Genomic DNA, 22281 nt, shown 5'->3' on the forward strand with positions numbered 1-22281 from the left:
TGCTCGTTTCCGGTCCGCCGAGCGATGCCCGGCGCGCGGTTTCCTTAATAGAACCTTGCAGAACATGGTTAACGAAATGGAAACTTTTGGCCCCCAAAAGTTAACCGTGGGGCGCATTTTCCGTTGAAGAGCAACGAAAAAGCCCGGAAAACATGGTTTTCCGGGCTCGAAAAAATTAACGACGGCTCCCGTCAAATGCATTCGGCGAACAGCTTTTTGGCAGCGTCGAGCGTCAGTTCGACGGGATTGCCGCCGGCCGTCGGATCGACGATCGCCATCTCGGCCATCTCGTCGATACGGTCCGTGCCGACACCAAGCGCCGACAGCTTGTCGGGAACGCCGAGTTCCTCCCGGAGCTGCAGCACATAGTCATAGAAACCGTCGAAACCGCCCGCAATGCCGAGATAGGCGGCGGCGCGACCGATCTTCTCCTCGATCGCGGAGCGGTTGAACCGCAGGACCGGGGGCATCACCACGGCGTTGGTCATGCCGTGATGGGTGTTGTATATCGCGCCGACGGGATGCGACAGCGAGTGGATCGCGCCGAGGCCCTTCTGGAATGCGACCGCCCCCATGGCCGCCGCGCTCATCATATTGGCACGGGCTTCGAGGTCGGTGCCGTCCTTATAGGCGCGCGGCAGGTATTCCTTGACGAGCCGCATGCCCTCGAGGGCGATACCTGCCGACATGGGGTGGTAGAAGGGAGACGAATAGGCTTCGAGGCAATGGGCAAAGGCGTCCATGCCCGTGCCGGCGGTGATCGCCTTGGGCATGCCGACCGTCAGTTCCGGATCGCAGATCGTGACGCCAGGAAGGAACTTCGGATGGAAGATCACCTTCTTCACATGACTTGCCGAATTGGTGATGACGCTGGCGCGCCCGACTTCTGACCCGGTACCGGCGGTCGTCGGCACGGCGACGATCGGCGCGATACCTTCGACGCTCGCCCGGGTCCACCAGTCGCCGATATCCTCGAACTCCCAGACCGGCCGCGTCTGGCCGGCCATGAATGCAACGCACTTGCCGAGGTCCAGGCCCGAGCCGCCGCCAAAGGCGACGACGCCGTCATGGCCGCCGTCACGGAACGCTTTCACGCCGGCTTCGAGGTTCCTGTCGTTGGGGTTCGGATCGACGTCCGCGAAGATCGCGCGTCCGAGGCCACCCGCTTCCAGAATATCGAGCGCCTGCTGCGTGATCGCCATCGGGGCAAGTCCGCGATCCGTTATGAGCAGAGGCTTCTTGATGCCGAGCGCCTTGCAGTGGTCGGCAAGCTCCTTGATCCGGCCGGCGCCGAATTTGACGGCGGTCGGATAGCTCCAGTTGGCGGTGATGGTCATGCGGTCACTTTCTTGAGGTGATAGGATTTCGGGCGGGTGAGGTTGTGGAAGCCGAGCACCGAGAGCGAGCCGCCCCGGCCGGTCTCCTTAACGCCGGTCCAGCACAGCGCCGGATCGAGATAGTCGGCGCGATTCATGAAAACCGTGCCGGTTTCGAGCTCACTGCCGATCCGCGCCGCGCGCTCCGCATCCTTCGCCCAGAGCGACGCGGTAAGACCGTACCGGCTGTCGTTCATCAATTCGATCGCCTCGGCGTCGCTCTTCACCTTCATGATGCCCACGGCCGGCCCGAAGGTTTCCTCGCGCATGAACTCCATGGAGTGATCGACGTCGACAAGGACTTGCGGCGCCAGATAGGCACCGCCATCGTCCTGCGGGAAGAGCTTCGGGTCGATCAGCGCCTTGGCACCCCTGGAGATCGCATCGGCGATCTGATTGCGCACGGTTGCCGCAAAGCGCTTGTTTGCCATCGGACCGAGCGTCGTCTCCGGATCGAGCGGATTGCCGAGCTTGTAATTGGACGCCCAGGCGACCGATTTCTCGACAAAGGCGTCATAGAGCGACTCATGCACATAGATGCGCTCGATGCCGCAGCAGCACTGGCCGGAATTGTAGGTCGCGCCGTCCATCAGCGTGTCGACGGCCGCGTCGAGGTCGGCATCCTCCATTACATAGCCAGGATCCTTGCCGCCGAGTTCGAGGCCGAGGCCGGTGAAGGTGCCGGCCGCCGCCCGCTCGATCGACCGGCCGCCTTCGACCGATCCGGTGAAGTTGATGAAGTCGAAGCTCTTGGCGGCAATCAGCGCCGCCGTCGTGTCGTGATCCAGGAACAGGTTCTGGAAGACGTCCGCCGGAACGCCCGCCTCGATGAAGGCGCGCACCATGCGCTCGCCGACGAGGATCGTCTGGCTGGCGTGCTTCAGGATCACGGTATTGCCGGCCATCAGCGCCGGCGCGACCGTGTTGATCGCGGTCATATAGGGATAGTTCCACGGAGCGATGACGAAGACGACGCCATGCGGCTCGCGCGCGATGCGCCGCTCGAAACGGTCGCTCTCCTCCACGACGAGCGGCTTCAGCGCATCGGCCGCGATCGAGGCGACGTAATTGGAGCGCTCGTTGAATCCCTTGAATTCGCCGCCATAGCGCACCGGCCGGCCCATCTGCCAGGCGAGTTCCGGCACCACCTCGTCGACCATCTCGTTGAGGCGTGCCACGCCGGCAAGCACCAGCTTCACACGTTCATCGAGCGGGCGCCTGGCCCAGGCCTTCTGCGCGAGGCGCGCATGTGCCACGGCCTGCCTCGCCATCTCCAGCGGCATTGCCGGGCGCTCGGCATAAACCTCGCCGTCGACCGGCGAAACACATCGGATCATCGTCATGATCGTCTTCCCGTTCTCATTTCACATGAATTCCCCTCCCCACAAGAGAGAGGGGCTTAACCTGCGGCACCGCTCCGCACAGTAGTTCGGCCATGCTCCTCGTGGAGGCATCGGCTTTCGATCGGAGGGTGCCGCAACGTAGCCCCTCCCCCTCGTGGGGAGGGATTGGGGAGGGGCGTTTCTACGCCCTTTCGAACCCGCGCGCGACCTCCCAGTCGGTCACCCGCCGGTCATATTCCTGCTGCTCCCATTCTGCGGCGTGCACATAATGATCGACAACCTCTTCGCCGAAGGCGGCACGCAGCATCTTCGAACCGGAAAGCGCCTCGCTCGCCTCTCTCAGCGTATGCGGGATCTCGCGCACCTCCTTGCCCTGATAGGCGTCGCCCACGAAGGGCGCCTCCAGTTCCATCTTGTTCTCGATGCCGGAAATGCCGGCCGCGATCAGGGCGGCAAAGGCAAGGTATGGATTGAGATCGGAGCCGCCGACGCGGCATTCGATGCGGATTGCCTTGCTGCCCTCACCGCAGAGGCGATAGCCGGCGGTGCGGTTGTCCTTGCTCCAGATCGCCTTGGTCGGAGCGAAGGTGCCGGCCATGAAGCGCTTGTAGGAGTTGATATAGGGCGCCAGGAAATAGGTGACCTCGCTCGCATGGGCGAGCTGACCGGCCACATAGTGGCGCATGAGCTCAGACATGCCATACTGCCCGTTCTTGTCGAAGAACAGCGGCGTTTCTCCGTCCTTGCTCCAGAGCGACTGGTGGATGTGCGACGAGGAGCCGGCGGCCGAGTAGTTCCACTTGGCAAGGAAGGTGATCGCCTTACCGCGCTGCCAGGCGATTTCCTTGCAGCCGTTCTTGATGATCGCATGCCGGTCGGCCATCGTCACGGCCTCCGCGTAACGGACGTTGATCTCCTCCTGGCCGGCGGACGCCTCGCCCTTGGAGTTCTCGACCGGGATCCCGGCTCCCTGAAGACCGTTGCGGATCGCCCGCATCACATCCTCTTCCTTGGTCGTCTGGAAGATGTGGTAATCCTCGTTGTAGCCGCTGGCGAGCTGCAGGTCGCGATATCCCGAGAGCCTCGCATCGTCATAGGACTGATCGAAGAGGAAGAATTCGAGTTCGCTCGCCATATAGGCCTTGAAGCCCAAGGCTTCGAGGCGCGCCACCTGCTTCTTCAAAATGGCGCGCGGCGAGTGCGGCACTTCCGTATGCGTGTCATGGTCCAGCATGTCGCAGAGAACCAGCGCGGTGCCTTCGAGCCACGGAATGCGCCGGAGGGTCGAGAGGTCCGGCTTCATCGTGTAATCGCCGTACCCTTTCTCCCAGCTCGTCGCCTTGTAGCCGGGAACGGTCTCCATCTCCATATCCGTCGCAAGCAGGTAGTTGCAGCTATGCGTCTCCTTCCATGCGCTTTCCACGAAATATTCCGCATGAAACCGCTTGCCCATCAGCCGGCCCTGCATGTCGACCTGGCAGGCGAGCACCGTGTCGATGCGGCCCTCGGCCACGTCTCTCTTCAAATCATCGAATGTATAGTTCGCGCTCATGGGAAGGTCCTGGTTCCGGTCTGCTACCGGTAGAATTGTTCCGTCCATCTCCGGGGCCGCATCGCAGCCCCGGGTGTCAGTTGCTGGGCCCCGATCAGGTATAGCGATAGGGCGGCCCGGCCTTTTCCATTGTCTCGCGGTACTTCTTCAATATCTCTACGACCTTGGCCGCGCGCGGGCTGGTGGCAGCAATCTCGTCCCAGAATTTCAGGGCCTCCGCTTCAACCGTTTTCCATTCCTCGTCCGGAATGGTCGTCAGTTCCAGCTTGGTGCCTTCGGCGCGTAACTTCGCCTCGCCGCCCCAGTACCAGTGCTGGCGATAGTAATGCGAGGAGTCGATGCAGAGGCGGAACAGCGTCTGCAGATGCTCCGGCACCTCCTTCCAGCGCGCGGAGTTCGCAAAAAACGATCCGCACCAGGCGCCGGAGATATTGTTCGTCAGAAAATACTTGGTGACGTCCGCCCAGCCCACCGTGTAGTCCTCGGTAATCCCCGACCAGGCGAGCCCGTCGAGTTCGCCCGTCTGCATGGCGACCTGCACGTCCTCCCAGGGCAGAGTAACGGGAACGACGCCGAAACGCGTCAGAAACTTGCCGGCGGTCGGGAAGGTGAAGATGCGCAGGCCCTTGAGGTCCGCAAGCGTCTTGATCGGCTTCACCGTTGCAAAGTTGCAGGGATCCCAGGATCCGGCCGAAAGCCAGGTGACCCCTTCGACTTCGCCATAGGCTTCGGCCCAGATCTCGTTGAGGCCGTACTGATGAAAGAGCGTCGGCACGTCCAGGCTGTAGCGCGAAGCGAATGGGAAGTAGCCGCCGAATACCTTGATGTCGACCGGTGAAGCCATCGAGTCGTCGTCGCTCTGAACCGCATCGATCGTACCGGCCTGCATGGCGCGGAACAATTCGCCGGTCGGCACGAGCTGATCGGCGGTGTAAAGGTCGATTTGCATCTCGCCATTGGCGGCCTTGTTGAAGGCATCGATCGCCGGCTTGATGACATGTTCGGCGAGCGCCGGGCCGGCATAGGTCTGCAGGCGCCAGGTGATCTTTCCGGATTGCGCACGCACTGCCGGGGCAGCAAGCGCCGTCGTTCCGGCCGCGGCTGCAAGCCCGGCCTTCTTCAGAAAATCGCGTCTGTTGGTCATGTCCGTTTCCCTCTGTTTTCGTTCAACGTTCACTTCTTTTTTGGAGCCTCCCATCGGAAGGTCTCACCTCTTGCGGCGCAAGGCGCCGGCTCCCCGTCAGCCCTTCACATAGACATGGTGCGGCAGCCACAGTGCGATCTCCGGAAACGCCGTCACGATTGCCAGTCCCACGAGCATCACCAGGACGAAGGGGAGCACCGATCTGTAGATGTCCATCAGCGATATCTCGGGAGGAGCCATCGCACGCATCAGGAACAGGTTGTAGCCGAAGGGCGGAGTCATGTAGGCGATCTGGCAGGTTATCGTGTAGAGCACGCCGTACCAGATCAGATCGAAGCCGAGGCTGCCCACGAGAGGTATGTAGAGAGGGGCGACGATTACCAGCATGGCTGTGTCGTCAAGGAACGTGCCCATGATCAGATAGGAAATCTGCATCAGGATCAGCACTTCCCAGGGACCCAGCCCCCATTTCTCCAGGAACAGGAACTCGATCGCCTTGACCGCTCCCAGACCGTCGAAGACCGCACCGAAGCAGAGCGCTGCCAGGATGATCCACATGAACATGCAGGAGATCCCGAGTGTCTGCTCGATCGTCTTGTCGAAAACGGTCCATGTCAGACGCCCCTTCCACCAGGCCGCTACGAGGGCAGAAAGCGCCCCGACGGCGGAGCTCTCGACAAGGCTTGTGACGCCCATCACGAAGAGGCCCATCATCAGAAAGAAGATCATGAAGGGGAGGATGCCGGCGCGTAACAGCTTGAGCTTTTCGGCAAGCGGGACGTTCCGCTCCTCCTTGGGAAGCGCCGGCCCAAGATGCGGCTGTATCTTGCAGCGAAAGACCACATAGATCGAAAACAGCAGTGCCAGAAGCAACCCCGGAAACACGCCTGCAAGCCAGAGCTGCCCCACCGGCTGACGCGCGATCATGCCGTAGAGCACCAGCACGACGCTCGGCGGAACCAGAATGCCGAGTGAACTGCCCGCCTGAATGACTCCGGTCACCATCGTCTTGTCGTAGCCGCGGCGCAGGAGCTCGGGCAGCGCGATGGTCGCGCCGATCGCCATTCCCGCAACGCTGAGTCCGTTCATCGCGGAAATGATGACCATCAGCCCGATGGTGCCAAGCGCAAGCCCGCCGCGCAGGCCGCCCATCCACACGTGGAACATCTTGTAGAGATCCTCGGCGATCCCGGACTCCGACAGCATGTAGCCCATGAAGATGAAGAGCGGCAAAGTGAGCAGCGGATACCATTTCATCAGCTTCATCGAAGCGGCGAAGGCCATCTCGAAGCCGCCATTGCCCCAGAGGAAGGCAGCCGAAACCGCGCCGACGACACCGATGGCCGCGAAGACCCTTTGCCCGGTCAGCATCGTCATCATCATGGACGAGAACATCATGAAGGCGATCATCTCGTAGCTCATGCGATCGGCCTCCCCATCGCCCGGGCAAGGTCCTTGATGAAGATGGACGTTGCCTGCAGGAGAGTGAGTGCGATGCCTATCGTCATGACGATCTTGATCGGCGCCATGTAGGGTGCCCAGCTCGAATAGCTGGTCTCACCGTATTTCAACGCATAAGCAGTGCTGGAAACGCCTCCATAAAGCAGGAAGCCCAGATAGACGAAGAGCATGAGGATGGTGATCGCATCGACCGCAGCGCGCGTGCGCGCAGTCCAGCGGCCATAGGCCAGGTCCATACGCACGTGGCTGTCGAGCTGGAGCGAATAGGCCCCACCCAGCAGATAGTATGCCGCCATGACGAATTGTGCCATTTCGAGCGTCCAGAGCGACGGCAGCAGCCAGGCCTTCGATACGGACGAATAGAGCAGAATGCCCATCATCGCGAAGATCAGATACATGGTCGTCCGGCCCACGCGGCGATTGAATCCGTCGACCGTTCGCACATAGGTTTTCAAATATTCAGGCATCGCGGCGCCCTGCCCCGCGCGCGCCGTCAGGACGAGGAAGCTCCCCTCCCATAGCTGCCGATCCGATCATGGGCTGCATCTCTCCTGTTCACTGTCATCACCGCGGCTTCGCCGCTCCCCGGGTCTATTGTTGTGCCGGAAGGGCAACCGCGCTCGTTGCGAGCAGCCCCGCCAGATAATCGGCCATGACCCTTTGGCCGACTTTATCGCGGATGAGATCGTTGCGGATCTCGATCATGACGTTGGGCACGCCAAGGCGGATACCGTATTCGATCAGACTGTGCGTCACGCCGTCGGCCGGTCCATAAGGTTCGTTGCTGCGGACGTCGTATCCCGCCTCCGCGGTCGCCGCGGCGGCAAGAATGCGCTCCGCGAGCCGGCTGTCCGCATCGTGCAGAATGCCGAGCTCGACGGTCCGCGGCTTGCCGAAATAGATCGGCGTGAAACTGTGTATGGTCACGAGAACCGGCCCTCTGCGCGCGGCCTTGCGGTCTGCCACGGCGCGCGTGACCGCCGCGTGAAACGGCAGGTAAATCTCCTGGATCCGCGCCTGCCGCTCCGCGGCCGAAAGGGCGACGTTGCCGGGCACCTCATAGGTCTCGCTGACGGCAGGCATCGCCGCAGCCGCTTCCGGCGGTCTGTTGCAATCATAGGCAAGCCGCGAAAAACGCTGATGAATCAGGGTGCCATCCAGCTCTTTGGAGAGCAGCCGGGAGACTGCCAATGCGCCGGGATCCCAGGCGACATGACTCTCGAGCGCCTCCTTCGAAAGGCCGAGCGTTCCCAGCCGCTCGGGCATCCGGTTCGAGGCATGCTCGCAGACGAAGAGGAATTCTCCCTTCGCTTCGGCGTTCTCGATCGCGACCGGGTCGCCCTCTGCCTCAGTCAAAAGTCCCGTCAAAACCGGCCCCCAATGCCTCGTCAGACGATGGTTGTGAAGAGAATTCTTCACGAATCGGCACGTGTCAATGGAAAACTGAAACGATCTTTTCAAAATTGCGATTGACTTCGATTGTGACAGCGATGTTTAATTTCCGGCAAGCTGGCAAAGACCGGCCAAGGGGACGACATTGAACGGCAACACGGCTTCCATGACGGTGTCGGATGTGATCAACGCACATTTCGCCGCGCTGACGCGCGCCGAAAAGCAATTGGCGGAGACACTTCTCGACAATTACCCGGTCTCCGGTCTCGGTTCGATCACCACGGTCGCCGAGAACGCCGGCGTTTCGACGCCGACGGTCGCCCGCATGGTTCAGAAGCTCGGTTTTCGCGGCTTCCCGGACTTTCAGGCACGGCTTCATCAGGAGCTCGAGGCGACGATTTCCAATCCGATCGCGAAGCACGACCGCTGGGCGGCCAGCGCGCCGGGAACCCATACGCTCAACCGCTTCGCCGACGCGGTCATGGGAAACATGCGCCAGACGCTGTCGCAGATCGAGCCCGCGGAGTTCGACACGGCCGCCGCACTCGTTGCCGATTTGAAGCGCAGGGTCTATCTCGTCGGCGGGCGCATCACCCGCTCTCTCGCGGATTACCTCTTCACTCATCTTCAGGTCATCCGAACCGGCGTCACGCAGATCGCCGCGAACCCGAGTTCGTGGCCGCATTACGTGCTGGACATGCGCTCGGGAGACGTCCTCATTCTGTTCGACATCCGCCGTTACGAGCAGGAGATGGAAACGCTCGCCCGCTCCGCCCGAGAGCGCGGCGTCGAGATCATCCTCTTCACGGACCAGTGGGGCTCTCCGGTCGCCAAGTCTTCATCGAAGGTTTTCCGCGCCCGGATCGAGGTTCCCTCCGCATGGGACAGTTCCGTCATGCTGCTCTTCCTCGTGGAGGCGCTGATCGAGGCGGTACAGAGCTCGAACTGGGACCAAACCCGGGACCGGATGAGGACGCTGGAGGGCCTGTTCGATTCCACCCGCATTTTCCGCAAGCCGGTCTAGGAGGGCTCCGGCGGCTTGAATTCCCTGATGGAAGAGCAATCAGGCGACATTCGAACGCAACCGGGGCGGATTGCTCCGAAGCCGACATATCTGCCGCAGACGGGACAAGGCCTGTCACATAAGCTTCATCGCATATCTTTAACTGCATCGGCGAAATTGAACGAAAACCCAATAAGGAGAACGCCAGTGATTTCAAGGACTCAACGCCTGCTCTCGCTTTCGACCGCCATGCTGCTCGCAACGACGGCAGTAGCCGTTGCCGAGCCGAGCGAAGAGCTCATCGCAGCCGCCAAGAAGGAAGGCACGCTGACGACAATCGCGCTTCCGCACAATTGGTGCGGGTACGGCGACGTGATCGCCGGCTTCAAGGCCAAATACGGCATCGAAGTCAACGAACTGAACCCGGATGCGGGCTCCGGAGACGAGATCGAGGCGATCAAGGCCAACAAGGGCAACACCGGCCCGCAGGCCCCCGACGTCATCGACGTCGGCCTCTCTTTCGGCCCCTCGGCCAAGGCCGAAGGCCTGATTCAGCCCTACAAGGTCTCTACCTGGGACACGATTCCGGACACGGCCAAGGATCCGGAAGGCTATTGGTACGGCGACTATTACGGCGTTCTCTCCTTCGTGGTGAACACCGATATCGTCAAGGACGTGCCGAAGGACTGGGCGGACCTCAAGAAGTCCGACTATGCGAACTCGGTCGCCCTCGCCGGCGATCCGCGCGCATCCAACCAGGCGGTGCAGGCGGTCTACGCCGCCGGCCTCGCGGCCGGCGAAACGGATGCGGCAAAGGCCGGGGAAGCGGGCCTGGCCTTCTTCGCCGAGGTCAACAAGGCCGGCAACTTCGTCCCGGTCATCGGCAAGTCCGCCTCGCTCGCGCAAGGCTCGACGCCGATCATCATCGCCTGGGACTATAACGGTCTCTCCTGGCGCGACAGCCTGAACGGCAACCCGCCGGTCGAAGTCGTCGTCCCGGCCTCCGGCGTCGTCGCCGGCGTCTATGTGCAGGCGATCTCTGCCTTCGCTCCGCATCCGAACGCCGCCAAGCTCTGGATGGAATATCTTTATTCGGACGAAGGTCAGCTCGGCTGGCTGAAGGGCTACTGCCACCCGATCCGCTTCAACGACCTCGTCAAGAACGGCAAGGTTCCGCAGGAAATGCTCGACAAGCTGCCGCCAGCCGCATCCTACGAAAAGGCCGTGTTCCCGACACTCGACGAGCAGGCCAAGGGCAAGGAAGCGATCACCACCAAGTGGGACAGCGTCGTCGGCGCGAGCGTGCAGTAACTGCCATTGCGTACCTCCCCGCCTCGTACGTGGCGGGGAGGTCATTTTCCTCCGACGCCGGGACAGCCGAAAGCTTTATGACCACGACAACAGCAGCAGCACCCCTGATCAGCAAACGAGCGATCATCGACTGGCTGGGCATCGCGCCCTTCATGATTTTCGCGCTGATGTTCCTGGTCGTTCCGACGCTCTATCTCGTCACCGGCGCCTTCCTCACGCCTGCAGGCGAGTTCACCTTCAAGAATATCGGCGATCTCTTCACGCCCTCGATCCTCTCCGCCTACTGGATTTCGATCCGCGTATCGGTCGCCTCCTCGCTCGGCGGCGCGCTCATCGGCTTTTTCCTCGCGTGGGCGATCGTGCTTGGCGGGCTGCCGGGCTGGATTCGCTCCGGGCTCCTCACCTTTTCCGGCGTCGCCTCCAACTTCGCGGGCGTTCCGCTCGCCTTCGCGTTTCTCGCGACCCTCGGCCGCACCGGTCTTGTCACCGTGTTTCTGCGCGACTGGTTCGGCTTCAATCTCTATTCGACGGGCTTCAATCTCCTGAGCTTCCTCGGCCTCACCATCACCTACATGTATTTCCAGATCCCGCTGATGGTGCTGATCCTTACGCCGGCGCTCGACGGCATGAAGAAGGAATGGCGCGAAGCTTCCGAAATTCTCGGCGCCTCCACCTGGCAATACTGGCGCATGGTGGCGCTGCCGATCCTCTGGCCGAGCCTGCTCGGCACGACGCTCCTGCTCTTCGCCAACGCCTTCGGCGCGATCGCCACCGCCTACGCGCTGACCGGCAGTTCGCTCAATATCGTGCCGATCCTGCTCTATGCGCAGATCCGCGGCGACGTGCTCCATAATCCGAACCTCGGCTATGCGCTGGCGCTCGGCATGATCGTCATCACCGGCATCTCCAATATTCTCTACATCTGGCTGCGGATGCGCGCCGAACGGTGGCAGAAATGAAAGCAAGACGTCTCGGTGCCTGGATCGCCATCGCCATCGGAGCGAGCTATTTCATCGTCCCGCTGCTCGGCACGCTGGAATTCTCGCTGCGCATGCGCCGCGATGCCTATTCCTTCGACGCTTACCGGTCGGTCTTCTCCGACTTCCAGTTTCGCGAGACCTTCGGCTATTCGATGCTGATGGCGTTTTTCACGATCATCTTCGGCATGCTGCTGGTGGTGCCGACCGCCTATTGGGTGCGCCTGCGCCTGCCCCAGGTCCGCCCCGTCATCGAGTTCATCACGCTGCTGCCGCTCGTCATTCCGGCGATCGTCATCGTCTTCGGCTATCTCAGACTCTATAATTCGTCCTCGTTCCTGCCGCTGACCGGCTCCACTTCCGGCACCAACGCGCTCCTGATGTTCTCCTACATGACGCTGTCGCTTCCCTATATGTACCGCGCCGTCGACACGGCGATGCGGGCCATCGATGTCAGAACGCTGACGGAGGCCGCGGAAAGCCTCGGCGCCAAATGGCCGACCATCCTCTTCCGCTGCATTTTCCCGAATGTGATGAGCGGCGTGCTTTCCGGTGCCTTCATCACCTTCGCGATCGTCATGGGCGAATTCACCATGGCGGCGCTGCTCAACCGCCCGGCCTTCGGTCCCTATCTGCAGCTTGTCGGCGCCAACAAGGCCTACGAGCCTTCGGCGCTCGCCGTCATTGCATTCGCGATCACCTGGCTCAGCATGGGATTGATCCAGCTCGTATCGCGCTTCCAGAAATCCGCTCCGGCCAAGGCTTGATCACATGGCATTCCTGCAACTGACCAACATCCAGAAATCCTTCGGCCCGGTTCAGGTCGTGCATAATTTCGACATGGGGATCGACAAGGGCGAGTTCGTCTCCTTCCTCGGCCCCTCCGGCTGCGGCAAGACGACCATCCTGCGCATGATCGCCGGCTTCGAAACGCCGTCCGGCGGCTCGATCTTCATCGACGGCAAGGACCAGGGCACGCTCAAGCCCAACCAGCGCAATATCGGCATGGTGTTCCAGGCCTACGCACTCTTTCCCAACATGAATGTTCACGACAATGTCGCCTTCGGCCTCAAGGTCGCCGGCGCTTCCAAAACGGAGATCGAGGCACGGGTGAAGCAGATGCTCGGACTGATCAAGCTCGAGCATCTGGCGGACCGCTTCCCCTATCAATTGTCCGGCGGACAGCAGCAGCGCGTGGCGCTTGCCCGCGCCCTCGCCGTCAAGCCGCAGGTGCTGCTCCTCGACGAGCCGCTCTCCGCGCTCGATGCAAAAATCCGCATCTCGCTGCGGGAGGAGATCCGGCAGATCCAGCAGCAGCTCGGCATCACCACGGTATTCGTGACGCACGACCAGGAAGAGGCACTGTCGATCTCCGACCGGATCGTCGTCATGAATGCCGGCCGCGCCGATCAGATCGGCACCCCTTTCGAGATCTACAACACCCCGGCCACACGATTCGTCGCCTCCTTCGTCGGCACACTCAACATCATCGAGGGAAAGGTGGCCGATCCCGCAAGCGGCGCGGTCACCATCGGCGGGCAGCGGATTTCGCTGAAAGAGCCGATAGCCGGGGCAAAGGGCGGCGACAGCATTTCGCTGGCACTCAGGCCGGAAGCAGGCTCAATCGCCGAGGGCGCCAGGGGCGATACCGCACTTCCGGGCCAAGTCGTATCGAGGAGCTTTCTCGGCTCCGTCATCCGCACCAAGCTGCGGGTCGGCGAAGACATCATCTCCTTCGATATGTTCAACGATCCGGGCATGACCCCGCCGGTCGCCGGCGAGAGCGTCACGCTGCGCTTCGCGGCAAAGGACCTGCTCGTCATCCGCGAATAGACCGGCGGGAATGAATTGTTCAGGGGCGCGAAATCCTTGGAAAATTCTGTCGTGATTTTTCGCTTTCACGTCGCAGCACAGATTTGACGGCGGCGAAACAGCCGCTATAGTCGCAAGCGTTCTCAGGGCGGGGTGAAATTCCCCACCGGCGGTAGCGAACACAGGATCGGGAATGGTCGGTGGTCGAAGCCCGCGAGCGCTTCGCATTTTCGTGCGAAGGTCAGCAGATCCGGTCGAATTCCGGAGCCGACGGTTATAGTCCGGATGGAAGAGAGCAAGCAGAGGCGTCGCCCCTCCCCGGGGTCTTCGCACATGCATGTTCGCCCGACGGGATCATTGGAAAATGCCAACCCTGAAAGGCTTGAGACCATGACCATACTTTCCCATCCCTCCGCCAAGATCGCCATCGTCCGCGCCCGCTGGCACGCCGATATCGTCGATCGTTGCGTCGACGCCTTCATTGCGCAATGGACGAAACTCGGCGGCAGCGCCGCCGATGTCGAGATCTTCGACGTGCCGGGAGCGCTCGAAATCCCGCTGCATGCGCAGGCGCTCGCCAGGACCGGCCGCTACGCGGCGATCCTCGGCACCGCCTTCGTCGTCAATGGCGGCATCTATCGCCACGACTTCGTCGCCGGGACGGTGCTCGACGGCATGATGCGCGTCCAGCTCGATACCGACGTGCCGGTGCTCTCCGCGGTCCTGACACCCCACAACTTCCAGGAAAGCGAGCCTTTGATCGCCTTCTTCCGCGACCATTTCGTCGTCAAGGGCGAGGAAGCCGCGAATGCCTGCGCGCAGATTCTCGATGCGCGTGCGAAGCTCGCGCTGGTCGACGCCTGAAACGGTGCTGCCCCTCTCCCCGGGGCTAAACCCGAGAGGCGCAGATGTACCAATTCCATTCAGAAAAAGGGCGCGGTCGGCATCGGCCGCGCCTTCACACTGAAGCGATTGAAACCCCACGCGATCCGCGATAACAAACTTGAACAACACCTGAAGGATTACTGCGGTCGGGCTTGGCAAGCCGGCAGGACCGGAGAAAGCGACGATGACATTTCAGCCGCGCATGCAGAACAGGATCAGCGGGTTTTCGATCATCGGCGGCCTCAACCGCAGAGAGTGGAATGGTGTGGTCGCGGATGTCTGGGATGTGGAATGCGTTCCGCATGCGGGCGGCTATTATATCGCCGAGGACCCCCGCATGTTCATCGTGCTCGACGCCAAGGGCGGCGGCAATTGCAGGGTGAAGCTCGCCGCAAACGGCAAGGGTGCCGTCCAGAACTACCATCGGCAGGCCCTCTCCTATATCCCGGCCGGAATGGAGCTCTGGACCGATGTCGTCGACATCCATTACATCCGGCATCTCGATCTTCACTTCGACATCGATGCGCTCGGCAGACGCCTGAAGGAAGACCTGGACGCCGCGGCAATCGAGACGCCCCGGCTGATGTTCCAGGACGAACGCTTCCTTACGATCGCCGGCCTGATCGCAGCCGAGTGCCTCAATCCCCAGCCCCTCCACGATCTTTACGGCGACGGCCTCACGGTGGCGCTTTTCATCGATCTCATGAAGATCGGCAAGCGAAGCGGCCGCAAGCGCAGCCAGCTTGCGGCGTGGCAATTGCGGCGGGCCGTCGATTTCATCGAGGAGAATTTCGCCCGTAATGTCCGGCTCGAGGAACTCGCCGACCTCACGGGCCTTTCCCAATCGCATTTCAGCCATGCCTTCAAGGCTTCGACGGGTGTCGCGCCTCACCAGTGGCACATCAACGCGCGGGTCGAACGGGCAAAGCAGATGCTGCTCAGGAGCGACGCCCCGCTGACCTCGATTGCCGCCGAGACGGGCTTTGCCGATCAGGCGCACTTCACCCGTGTGTTTCGCAAGGCAGTCGGCACGACTCCGGCCTTTTGGAAGAAAAGTCACACCGCCTGACCAGTCCGCCGGCAGCGCGCAGTTTTGCCCAAAATCGTTCAATTTCCCGATATCGGGACAAGCGCCGCCAAAATAGTTGACGTAGACACTCATCTTATCGTCGACAGTGCCGGTCACGCGGGGCCGGCCGATTTTCGGGGCATGAATGAGATGAAGTGCAGGATTCGCGGGGCGCATCTGAAGACTCTTCTGGCGAGCGGAGCGGCGCTCGCGCCGCTGATGATGAGCGCAATGGCGCTGGCGCAGGAGGGAAACGCCACGCAGCTCGAGCGAATCGTCGTCGAGGGCGGCAATGCGACGGGCGCCAGCGCGAGCGGACCGGTGGACGGCTACGTCGCAAAGGCGACCGCAACCGGGTCGAAGACCGCCACGCCGCTCAGCGAAATCCCCCAGTCGGTCTCCGTCGTCGGCCGCGAGGAACTGGACGATCGCGCCGTGGTCAACAAGGTCGACGAGGCCTTGCGCTATACGCCGGGCGTCACGTCGGCACCTTTCGGCACCGATCCCGACACGGACTGGTTCTACATCCGCGGCTTCGATGCGGCCCAGACCGGCCTCTTCCTCGACGGCTTGCCGCTCTTCAGCTTCGGTTTCGGCAATTTCCAGATCGACCCCTTCATGCTGGAGCGGATCGAGGTGCTGAAGGGCCCGGCCTCCGTGCTCTATGGCGGGTCCAATCCGGGCGGCATCATCAATCTGATCAGCAAGCGTCCGCTCGATGAGCCGCTCTATTACACCGAAGTCGGCATCAACAGCGACGGCAACGCCTTCACCGGCTTCGACATCAGCGACAAGCTGAACGATGACGGAACGGTTCGCTACCGCCTGACCGGAAAGGTCGCCGGCGGCGACAACTATTCGGACTATTCGGAGGACCTGCGCGGTTTCATCCTTCCTCAGGTAACCTACGCACCCGACGACGCGACCAGCCTGACCGTCTTCGGCCTGCTCCAGGGTCTGGACCAGGTTCATGTGGGCAACGGCTTCCTGCCCTATGTCGGAACCGTGGTCGATGCTCCCTACGGCAAGATCGACCGCGACGCCTATTTCGGCGAGCCGGACATGGACGAAGGAACCTACGCCCAGCAGATGGTCGGCTACGAGTTCACGCACGACTTCGACAACGGCTGGAAATTTACGCAGAACGCCCGCTATGCCCATCTCCACAAACACGAGAACTATCCGTATCCCTACGGCTATGCCGGCCCGGGCTTCGGCAATGTCGATCCGATCGCTCCGGACTACCTCCTGAACCGCATCGGTTTCGAGGCCACCTCGAAAGTCGACAGCTTTGCGATCGACAACCGCGCCGAGACGGAATTCGATCTCGGCGCCACGAGCCACACCTTCCTCGCCGGCCTGGATTACAAATATTACCGACTGGACCACATCGGCGCCTCGGGAGGCGCAACACCGATCAGCCCGACCGATCCGGTTTACGGTGTGCCGCAGGGCCCGAAATCCGTCTACATCAACCAGGTTTTCACGCAGCAGCAGATCGGCATCTATGCTCAGGATCAAGTGCGCTTCGGCGACGGTTGGCTGGCCACGCTCAATGGGCGATACGACTATGTGGACACCGACCTCAGGAACGGCCCCACGGCCTGGGCCGCACCTTCGAACTTCGGATATGACGACGGAGCGTTCAGCGGCCGGGCCGGCCTTGCCTACGAGTTCGAAAGCGGCGTTACGCCCTATTTGAGCGCAGCGACATTCTTCAATCCGCTGGTGGGCTCGCGCGACTCGAACCCGGATCCCGCAGTCACGACGCTTGTGCCCCTGAAGCCCGAAGAAGGCTACCAATACGAAGCGGGGATCAAATACGAGCCGACGTTTATCGATGGTTTGTTCACCGCCTCGGTCTTCGAGATAACCAAGCAGAACGTCCAGGTGACCGACACACTCGGTGTTTCCACACAGCTCGGCGAGGTGCGCTCCCGCGGTTTCGAGCTCGAGGGCAAGGTGAATATCGACGAAAACTGGAAGATCGTCTCGGCGTTCAGCTATACCGATCTGGAGATCACGGAAGACGCCAACCCGTCGCTGCTCGGCAAGTCGCCCTATCTCATACCCGAGACTCAGGCCGCTCTGTGGCTCGACTACACCGTGACCGGCGGCGCGTTCGAAGGCATGAGCCTCGGTGCGGGCGTGCGCCGCCAGGGCGAGTCCTGGGCCGACGCCGCGAATACGAAGAAGGTCCCGGCGGCGACGCTCGTAGATGCCGCCATCCGCTACGAGAAGAACGACTGGACGGCGTCGCTCAACGTCGCCAACCTGTTCGACAAGGACTATGTCGCGGGCTGCCAGGGCCTCCTGACCTGCGGCTATGGCGAAAGCCGGACCTTCACGCTGAAGCTCAGCAAGAAGTGGTGACGGGCGGCATTTCCACCTCATCCGCCTGCCGGCACCTCCCCGCAGGCGGGGCGAAGGTCGCGGCGGCCGCCTCGTCCCGCGATCAAACTTTCATTTTTCCATCATGTAGATCGGCAACGACTGTCACACTCAACTGGTAGCAAGCGCTCGGCTTCATTCATGCCAACAATCTGCAGGGAGCGCTTTGCAATGAGAATCTCCGTCACTACGTCCCTTATCATCGGCTTGGTCGCAGGCATCGCGCCTGGCCTGCCGGCGGCTGCAGCCGAAAAGACGAAGTTTGAGTTCTGGTACGGCCTTTCGGGCGATCTTGGGGAACGTGTCCAGGATGCCTGCAAGAAGTTCAACGAAAGCCAGACCGAATTCGAGATCGTCTGCACCTCGCAAAACGGATACGACGCGACCCTGCAGAACACGATTGCCGCCTACCGCGCGAAGAAGCAGCCGGCAATCACCCAGATCTACGATGCCGGCACTCTGGACATGATGCTTTCGGGTGCATTCGTGCCCGCCAGGAAGCTGATGGCCGACAACGGCTACAGCATCGATTGGAACAATTATTTCGGCGGCATCGCCAATTATTATGCGACGGCAAAGGGAGAACTGAACTCCTTCCCGTTCAACTCCTCGACTGCGATGTTCTACTACAATGTCGACGCCTTCGAGAAGGCCGGCGTCGATTTCAAGCCGGACACCTGGGAACAGGTCGAGGCAGCGGCCCGCAAATTGAAGGCAGCCGGATACGAATGCCCGCTCGCCTTCAACTTCGATACCTGGCAGCTCATGGAGCAGTTTTCGGCCATCCACAACCAGCCGATCGCCACCAGGGGGAATGGCTACAACGGGCTGGATGCCGAGCTGGTCGTCAACAGGACCAGGTTCGTGGACCATGTGAAGTTCTTCAAGAAAATGGCAGACGAGAAGCTGTTCGTGGTCAAGACCAAGCAGCTGGGCATGGATCTCGTCCCGGCCTTCACGTCGCAGACCTGCCAGATGATACAGACCTCGATCGCCGACCATGGCACCGTCGGCAAGTCCCTTCCCGAGGGGGTGAAGTGGGACGTCGCCATGCTGCCCGTATGGAACGGCACCGAGCGGCAGAATTCTCTCGTCGGCGGCGCGTCGCTCTGGGTGCTCGCCGGCCGTCCGGAAGCGGAGTACAAGGGCGCGGCCGCCTTCCTCAACTATCTCGCGACACCCGAAATGGCCGAGTGGTGGTCCACGGTAACCGGATATATCCCGGTGACCAGGACCGGGTTCGACGCCATGAAGTCAAACGGGTTCTACGACAAGGCACCCTACAAGGGACGCGAGCTCGCCATCGAGAGCCTGTCCTTTACTCCGACCTCGGAGAACACCCGCGGCATTCGCCTCGGTGGCTTCACGCAAGTCCGCAAGGAACTCGCGACCGCCCTCGAAGCGATCTTCATGCAGAACGCGGACGTGCAGACGGAACTCGACAGGGCCGTTGAACGCGGCAATGCCGTCCTGCGCCGTTTTGAGAAGACCTACGCCGGACAGACGCTGAACTAGATCTGATCCGATCCGGGGCCTGCCGTGACGTCGGCAGGCCCCGATTTTCTTCCTGCACATCGGAAATCGAAGCTATGGACAAGCGTGCGGCCTTTCGCAGCTGGTGGCTGCCAAGCCTATTCGCCCTGCCGCAGATCATCCTGATCCTGCTGTTTTTCTATTGGCCAGCAGTCGCCGTGCTGCGATGGGCGTTCACATTGGAGCCGCCGTTCGGGGGCGCCGCGGAATTCGTCGGCCTTGCCAACTTCCAGGAGGTTTTCGCCGATCCGCTCTACTGGAACTCCGTCGGTATCAGCCTGGCATTCGCCCTTTGCGGCACCTTGGCCACCATCTTCATCGGCCTCGTTCTTGCGCTTGCGGTCGATCGGCAATTGCCGGCCTCAGCTCCGTTCCGGTTTCTGTACATTCTGCCTTATGCGATTGCAGGCCCGGCCGCAGGCATGGCTTTCCGCTTTATCCTGTCGCCGGAGCGCGGACTGATGGCATCAGTCAACGCGGCTTTCCCGGATTTCTGGAACCCGGCCAAATACGGCAGCCACGCACTGATTCTCGTCATCGTCGTCTTTGCGTGGAAATGGGCGGGCTACACATTCATCTTCCTTCTCGCCGGCCTTCAGTCGGTCCCCCGTTCGCTTATCGAGGCTGCCGCCATGGACGGCTCCGGCCCCGTCCGCCGTGCGGTCGATATCCAGGTACCCATGCTGGCGCCGACGCTCTTCTTCCTGCTGGTCATCATGATGACCGAGGGATTCGTCGGGGCCGACACCTACGGCATCGTAGACCGAACGACGGAGGGCGGGCCGAACCACGGCACGGATGTGATGGTGTACCGCATCGTCGAGGAGGCATTCCGCGGCTTGAACTATTCCGGCGCGTCGGCGCAAAGCCTCGTCCTCATCGGTCTCATCATGATCTTCACCTTCATCCAGTTCCGCTTCATCGAGCGCCAGGTCCATTACAAGTGAGGCTCACATGATACAGCGGACACCTTTCGCCAACGCCCTCACCTATGGCGTGATGATCTTCGGCTTCCTGCTGCTGATCGGCCCTTTCATCGTGATCCTGTCGGGCGCCAGCCAGACCTTTCAGCAAGTAAACGCCGTACCCTTCAGTCTTCTGCCTCAGGATCGCCTGATCGAGAACATGAGCGCCGCATGGGAGCGCGCCAATCTCGGAACGGCGATGCTGAACAGTTTGGTCATGGCCAGCCTCGTCACGATCGGCAAAGTGGCCCTGTCGGCGCTGACGGCCTTCGCCATCGTCTTCTTCCGAACCCCGCTGAAGGGCTTCTTCTTCTGGATGGTGTTCATTACCCTGATGTTGCCGCTGGAAGTGCGCGTGGTGCCCACCTATGCCGTCGCTGCCGATCCGTTCCAACCCGTCCGGCTTCTGATCTCCGCAGTAACGGGCTTCGAAGTCTCGGTCGACTGGAACCTTCTCAACTCCTACGCCGGCCTCACGCTGCCCCTGATCGCGACCGCGACCGGAACGTTCCTCTACCGCCAGTTCTACCTGACCCTGCCCGACGAACTGGCAGAGGCGGCGCGGATGGACGGGTCGGGTGCGATCCGCTTCTTCATCGATATGCTGCTGCCGCTGTCGCGCACGAACATGCTCGCTTTGACCACGATCATGTTCGTCTATGGGTGGAACCAGTATCTCTGGCCGCTCCTGATGGTGACGGACCCTCAATACAAGACCACGATGATGTCGCTGATTGCGCTCCTGCCGTCCGAAAACGGCACTCCGGACTGGAACGTGACGCTTGCCGGATCCTTGATCATCATGCTGCCCCCGCTCATCGTCGTCGCCGTCCTCCAGCGGTGGTTCGTTCGCGGGCTCGTGGCGACCGAAAAATGAACCGCATTTCCCAAACAGAAACAGACAGAGAGGCCCGCGTTCATGGCTGACATCCAAATTAGCGCCGTGCGCAAGTCTTACGGCAAGGTCCCTACCCTGCATGGCATCGACCTCGCCTTCGCGTCGGGAGAATTCGTCGTTATCCTCGGTCCGTCCGGGTGCGGGAAATCGACGCTTCTGAGGATGATCGCGGGGCTGGAGGAAATCACCGCCGGGGAGATCGCCATCAACGGGCGGGTCGTCAACAGGCTTGAGCCGCGCGAACGCGGCTGCGCCATGGTGTTCCAGAACTACGCCCTCTATCCCCATATGACCGTCGCCGGAAATATCGGCTATGCCCTGAAGGTGGCGGGCATACCGAAGGCTGAGCGGCTGCGCCGCATCGAGGAAACAGCGAAGATCGTCGGGCTTTCCGACTATCTCAATCGGAAGCCCGCGGCACTTTCCGGCGGTCAGCGCCAGCGCGTTGCCATGGCCCGCTCGATTATCCGCGAACCGAGCGTGTTCCTTTTCGACGAACCGCTCTCGAATCTCGACGCCAAACTGCGCGTCACCATGCGAGCCGAGATCCGGAAGCTGCATCAGCGTCTCTCGGCAACGTCCATCTTCGTCACCCATGATCAGGTCGAAGCCATGACGCTCGCTGACAAGCTGGTGGTCATGAACAAGGGCCTCGTCGAACAGGTGGGACAGCCGCTCGACATCTACCATCGTCCGGCAAGCATCTTCGTCGCGTCCTTCATCGGCTCGCCGGCCATGAACCTGTTCGATGCCGAGATCGACGTCGGCAACGCCTGCCTGACCTTCGCCGGCGCGAAGCTGCCGATCGACAGGAGGATTGCGGCGCGTCTGGGCGCAGGAAACATCACGATCGGCATTCGCCCGGAACAGTGCATCGTGTCGCCCGAAGCAAAAGGCGGCGTCGCGATCAAGGTCGAGTTCGTCGAGGAGCTCGGATCCGGCCGCGTCATTCACGCGGAGCTGCATGGCCGCCCCTTCGCCGCCTGTGTCGACGAGAAAATGCGCGTCCGGCCGGGTGATTGGATCGACCTGGAGCTGCCTTTGGCGCAATTGCACGTTTTCGACCGCGAGTCAGGCCGGCGGATCGGGGTCGATCTGGAACCTCGCGCCGTCGCTGCTTCCGCCGGTCGACCGGCATTCGAAACAATCTAATCGCGTCCATCGAGAAG

General features: G+C 61.6%; 19 protein-coding genes and 1 riboswitch. Of the genes, 12 read left to right on the top strand and 7 right to left on the bottom strand.

All coding sequences use genetic code 11. The annotated features are described in order from the left end of the window. Window positions 1–191: 191 nt before the first annotated feature. From AC5J09_RS23510 to AC5J09_RS23540, 7 genes are all read right to left on the bottom strand, one after another. Window positions 192–1337: an iron-containing alcohol dehydrogenase gene (locus tag AC5J09_RS23510; protein WP_494298608.1), complete on the bottom strand. Its 1146-nt coding sequence runs from the start codon at window positions 1335–1337 to the stop codon at window positions 192–194. Further along, window positions 1334–2719, bottom strand: coding sequence for an aldehyde dehydrogenase family protein (locus tag AC5J09_RS23515; protein ID WP_494298609.1), 1386 nt, complete (start codon window positions 2717–2719; stop codon window positions 1334–1336). Before AC5J09_RS23515 ends, AC5J09_RS23510 begins: the two co-directional genes overlap by 4 nt. Window positions 2720–2900: 181 nt before the next feature. Beyond that, complete coding sequence (locus AC5J09_RS23520) at window positions 2901–4271, bottom strand: glutamine synthetase family protein (protein WP_494298610.1); 1371 nt, start codon at window positions 4269–4271, stop codon at window positions 2901–2903. 94 nt (window positions 4272–4365) lie between these two features. After that, window positions 4366–5415 (bottom strand): TRAP transporter substrate-binding protein, encoded by a 1050-nt coding sequence (locus AC5J09_RS23525; protein WP_018095492.1) that lies wholly within the window; start codon window positions 5413–5415, stop codon window positions 4366–4368. A gap of 96 nt (window positions 5416–5511) precedes the next feature. Then, window positions 5512–6837, bottom strand: a complete 1326-nt coding sequence (locus AC5J09_RS23530) for a TRAP transporter large permease (protein WP_324762041.1) — start codon at window positions 6835–6837, stop codon at window positions 5512–5514. Further along, window positions 6834–7343: a TRAP transporter small permease subunit gene (locus AC5J09_RS23535; protein ID WP_494298611.1), complete on the bottom strand. Its 510-nt coding sequence runs from the start codon at window positions 7341–7343 to the stop codon at window positions 6834–6836. Before AC5J09_RS23535 ends, AC5J09_RS23530 begins: the two co-directional genes overlap by 4 nt. A gap of 124 nt (window positions 7344–7467) precedes the next feature. After that, window positions 7468–8244 carry an N-formylglutamate amidohydrolase gene (locus AC5J09_RS23540; protein WP_494298612.1) on the bottom strand — a complete coding sequence of 259 codons (777 nt, stop codon included), beginning with the start codon at window positions 8242–8244 and terminating at the stop codon, window positions 7468–7470. A gap of 169 nt (window positions 8245–8413) precedes the next feature. Between AC5J09_RS23540 and AC5J09_RS23545 the strand changes: the two genes are divergently transcribed. The 12 genes from AC5J09_RS23545 (at window position 8414) to AC5J09_RS23600 (ending at window position 22264) form a co-directional block, all read left to right on the top strand. Beyond that, window positions 8414–9292, top strand: a complete 879-nt coding sequence (locus AC5J09_RS23545; RefSeq protein ID WP_494298613.1) for a MurR/RpiR family transcriptional regulator — start codon at window positions 8414–8416, stop codon at window positions 9290–9292. Between the two features lie 186 nt (window positions 9293–9478). Next, the gene (locus AC5J09_RS23550; RefSeq protein ID WP_018095497.1) at window positions 9479–10582 is read left to right on the top strand and encodes an ABC transporter substrate-binding protein; all 1104 of its coding nucleotides are present in this window, start codon (window positions 9479–9481) and stop codon (window positions 10580–10582) included. 77 nt (window positions 10583–10659) lie between these two features. Next, the gene (locus AC5J09_RS23555; protein ID WP_018095498.1) at window positions 10660–11541 is read left to right on the top strand and encodes an ABC transporter permease; all 882 of its coding nucleotides are present in this window, start codon (window positions 10660–10662) and stop codon (window positions 11539–11541) included. Beyond that, entirely contained in the window at window positions 11538–12326 is a 789-nt protein-coding gene (locus AC5J09_RS23560; RefSeq protein WP_018095499.1) for an ABC transporter permease, read from the top strand. The genes AC5J09_RS23555 and AC5J09_RS23560 overlap by 4 nt, the downstream gene beginning before the upstream one ends. A 4-nt stretch (window positions 12327–12330) precedes the next feature. Next, the gene (locus AC5J09_RS23565; RefSeq protein WP_100671731.1) at window positions 12331–13392 is read left to right on the top strand and encodes an ABC transporter ATP-binding protein; all 1062 of its coding nucleotides are present in this window, start codon (window positions 12331–12333) and stop codon (window positions 13390–13392) included. Between the two features lie 114 nt (window positions 13393–13506). Then, window positions 13507–13672: riboswitch (FMN riboswitch) on the top strand. Between the two features lie 89 nt (window positions 13673–13761). Next, window positions 13762–14235 carry a 6,7-dimethyl-8-ribityllumazine synthase gene (locus AC5J09_RS23570; RefSeq protein WP_018095501.1) on the top strand — a complete coding sequence of 158 codons (474 nt, stop codon included), beginning with the start codon at window positions 13762–13764 and terminating at the stop codon, window positions 14233–14235. A 205-nt stretch (window positions 14236–14440) separates the two neighbouring features. Further along, window positions 14441–15325 (top strand): AraC family transcriptional regulator, encoded by an 885-nt coding sequence (locus tag AC5J09_RS23575; protein ID WP_275599879.1) that lies wholly within the window; start codon window positions 14441–14443, stop codon window positions 15323–15325. A 141-nt stretch (window positions 15326–15466) separates the two neighbouring features. Then, window positions 15467–17698 (top strand): TonB-dependent siderophore receptor, encoded by a 2232-nt coding sequence (locus AC5J09_RS23580; protein ID WP_494298614.1) that lies wholly within the window; start codon window positions 15467–15469, stop codon window positions 17696–17698. A 189-nt stretch (window positions 17699–17887) separates the two neighbouring features. After that, window positions 17888–19231, top strand: a complete 1344-nt coding sequence (locus tag AC5J09_RS23585; RefSeq protein ID WP_275597626.1) for an extracellular solute-binding protein — start codon at window positions 17888–17890, stop codon at window positions 19229–19231. 74 nt (window positions 19232–19305) lie between these two features. Continuing rightward, window positions 19306–20196: a carbohydrate ABC transporter permease gene (locus AC5J09_RS23590; RefSeq protein ID WP_100671735.1), complete on the top strand. Its 891-nt coding sequence runs from the start codon at window positions 19306–19308 to the stop codon at window positions 20194–20196. A gap of 7 nt (window positions 20197–20203) precedes the next feature. After that, window positions 20204–21091: an ABC transporter permease subunit gene (locus AC5J09_RS23595; protein ID WP_494298615.1), complete on the top strand. Its 888-nt coding sequence runs from the start codon at window positions 20204–20206 to the stop codon at window positions 21089–21091. A gap of 42 nt (window positions 21092–21133) precedes the next feature. Then, window positions 21134–22264: an ABC transporter ATP-binding protein gene (locus tag AC5J09_RS23600; protein ID WP_494298616.1), complete on the top strand. Its 1131-nt coding sequence runs from the start codon at window positions 21134–21136 to the stop codon at window positions 22262–22264. Window positions 22265–22281 lie beyond the last annotated feature (17 nt).

Source organism: Sinorhizobium sp. (assembly GCF_059070375.1).

Excerpts from the sequence above, each read along its gene's own strand:
- AC5J09_RS23510 (WP_494298608.1), bottom strand. The coding sequence starts at position 1,337 with ATGACCATCACCGCCAACTGGAGCTATCCGACCGCCGTCAAATTCGGC.
- AC5J09_RS23515 (WP_494298609.1), bottom strand. The coding sequence starts at position 2,719 with ATGACGATGATCCGATGTGTTTCGCCGGTCGACGGCGAGGTTTATGCC.
- AC5J09_RS23520 (WP_494298610.1), bottom strand. The coding sequence starts at position 4,271 with ATGAGCGCGAACTATACATTCGATGATTTGAAGAGAGACGTGGCCGAG.
- AC5J09_RS23525 (WP_018095492.1), bottom strand. The coding sequence starts at position 5,415 with ATGACCAACAGACGCGATTTTCTGAAGAAGGCCGGGCTTGCAGCCGCG.
- AC5J09_RS23530 (WP_324762041.1), bottom strand. The coding sequence starts at position 6,837 with ATGAGCTACGAGATGATCGCCTTCATGATGTTCTCGTCCATGATGATG.
- AC5J09_RS23535 (WP_494298611.1), bottom strand. The coding sequence starts at position 7,343 with ATGCCTGAATATTTGAAAACCTATGTGCGAACGGTCGACGGATTCAAT.
- AC5J09_RS23555 (WP_018095498.1), top strand. The coding sequence starts at position 10,660 with ATGACCACGACAACAGCAGCAGCACCCCTGATCAGCAAACGAGCGATC.
- AC5J09_RS23560 (WP_018095499.1), top strand. The coding sequence starts at position 11,538 with ATGAAAGCAAGACGTCTCGGTGCCTGGATCGCCATCGCCATCGGAGCG.
- AC5J09_RS23565 (WP_100671731.1), top strand. The coding sequence starts at position 12,331 with ATGGCATTCCTGCAACTGACCAACATCCAGAAATCCTTCGGCCCGGTT.
- AC5J09_RS23570 (WP_018095501.1), top strand. The coding sequence starts at position 13,762 with ATGACCATACTTTCCCATCCCTCCGCCAAGATCGCCATCGTCCGCGCC.
- AC5J09_RS23575 (WP_275599879.1), top strand. The coding sequence starts at position 14,441 with ATGACATTTCAGCCGCGCATGCAGAACAGGATCAGCGGGTTTTCGATC.
- AC5J09_RS23580 (WP_494298614.1), top strand. The coding sequence starts at position 15,467 with ATGAATGAGATGAAGTGCAGGATTCGCGGGGCGCATCTGAAGACTCTT.
- AC5J09_RS23585 (WP_275597626.1), top strand. The coding sequence starts at position 17,888 with ATGAGAATCTCCGTCACTACGTCCCTTATCATCGGCTTGGTCGCAGGC.
- AC5J09_RS23590 (WP_100671735.1), top strand. The coding sequence starts at position 19,306 with ATGGACAAGCGTGCGGCCTTTCGCAGCTGGTGGCTGCCAAGCCTATTC.
- AC5J09_RS23595 (WP_494298615.1), top strand. The coding sequence starts at position 20,204 with ATGATACAGCGGACACCTTTCGCCAACGCCCTCACCTATGGCGTGATG.
- AC5J09_RS23600 (WP_494298616.1), top strand. The coding sequence starts at position 21,134 with ATGGCTGACATCCAAATTAGCGCCGTGCGCAAGTCTTACGGCAAGGTC.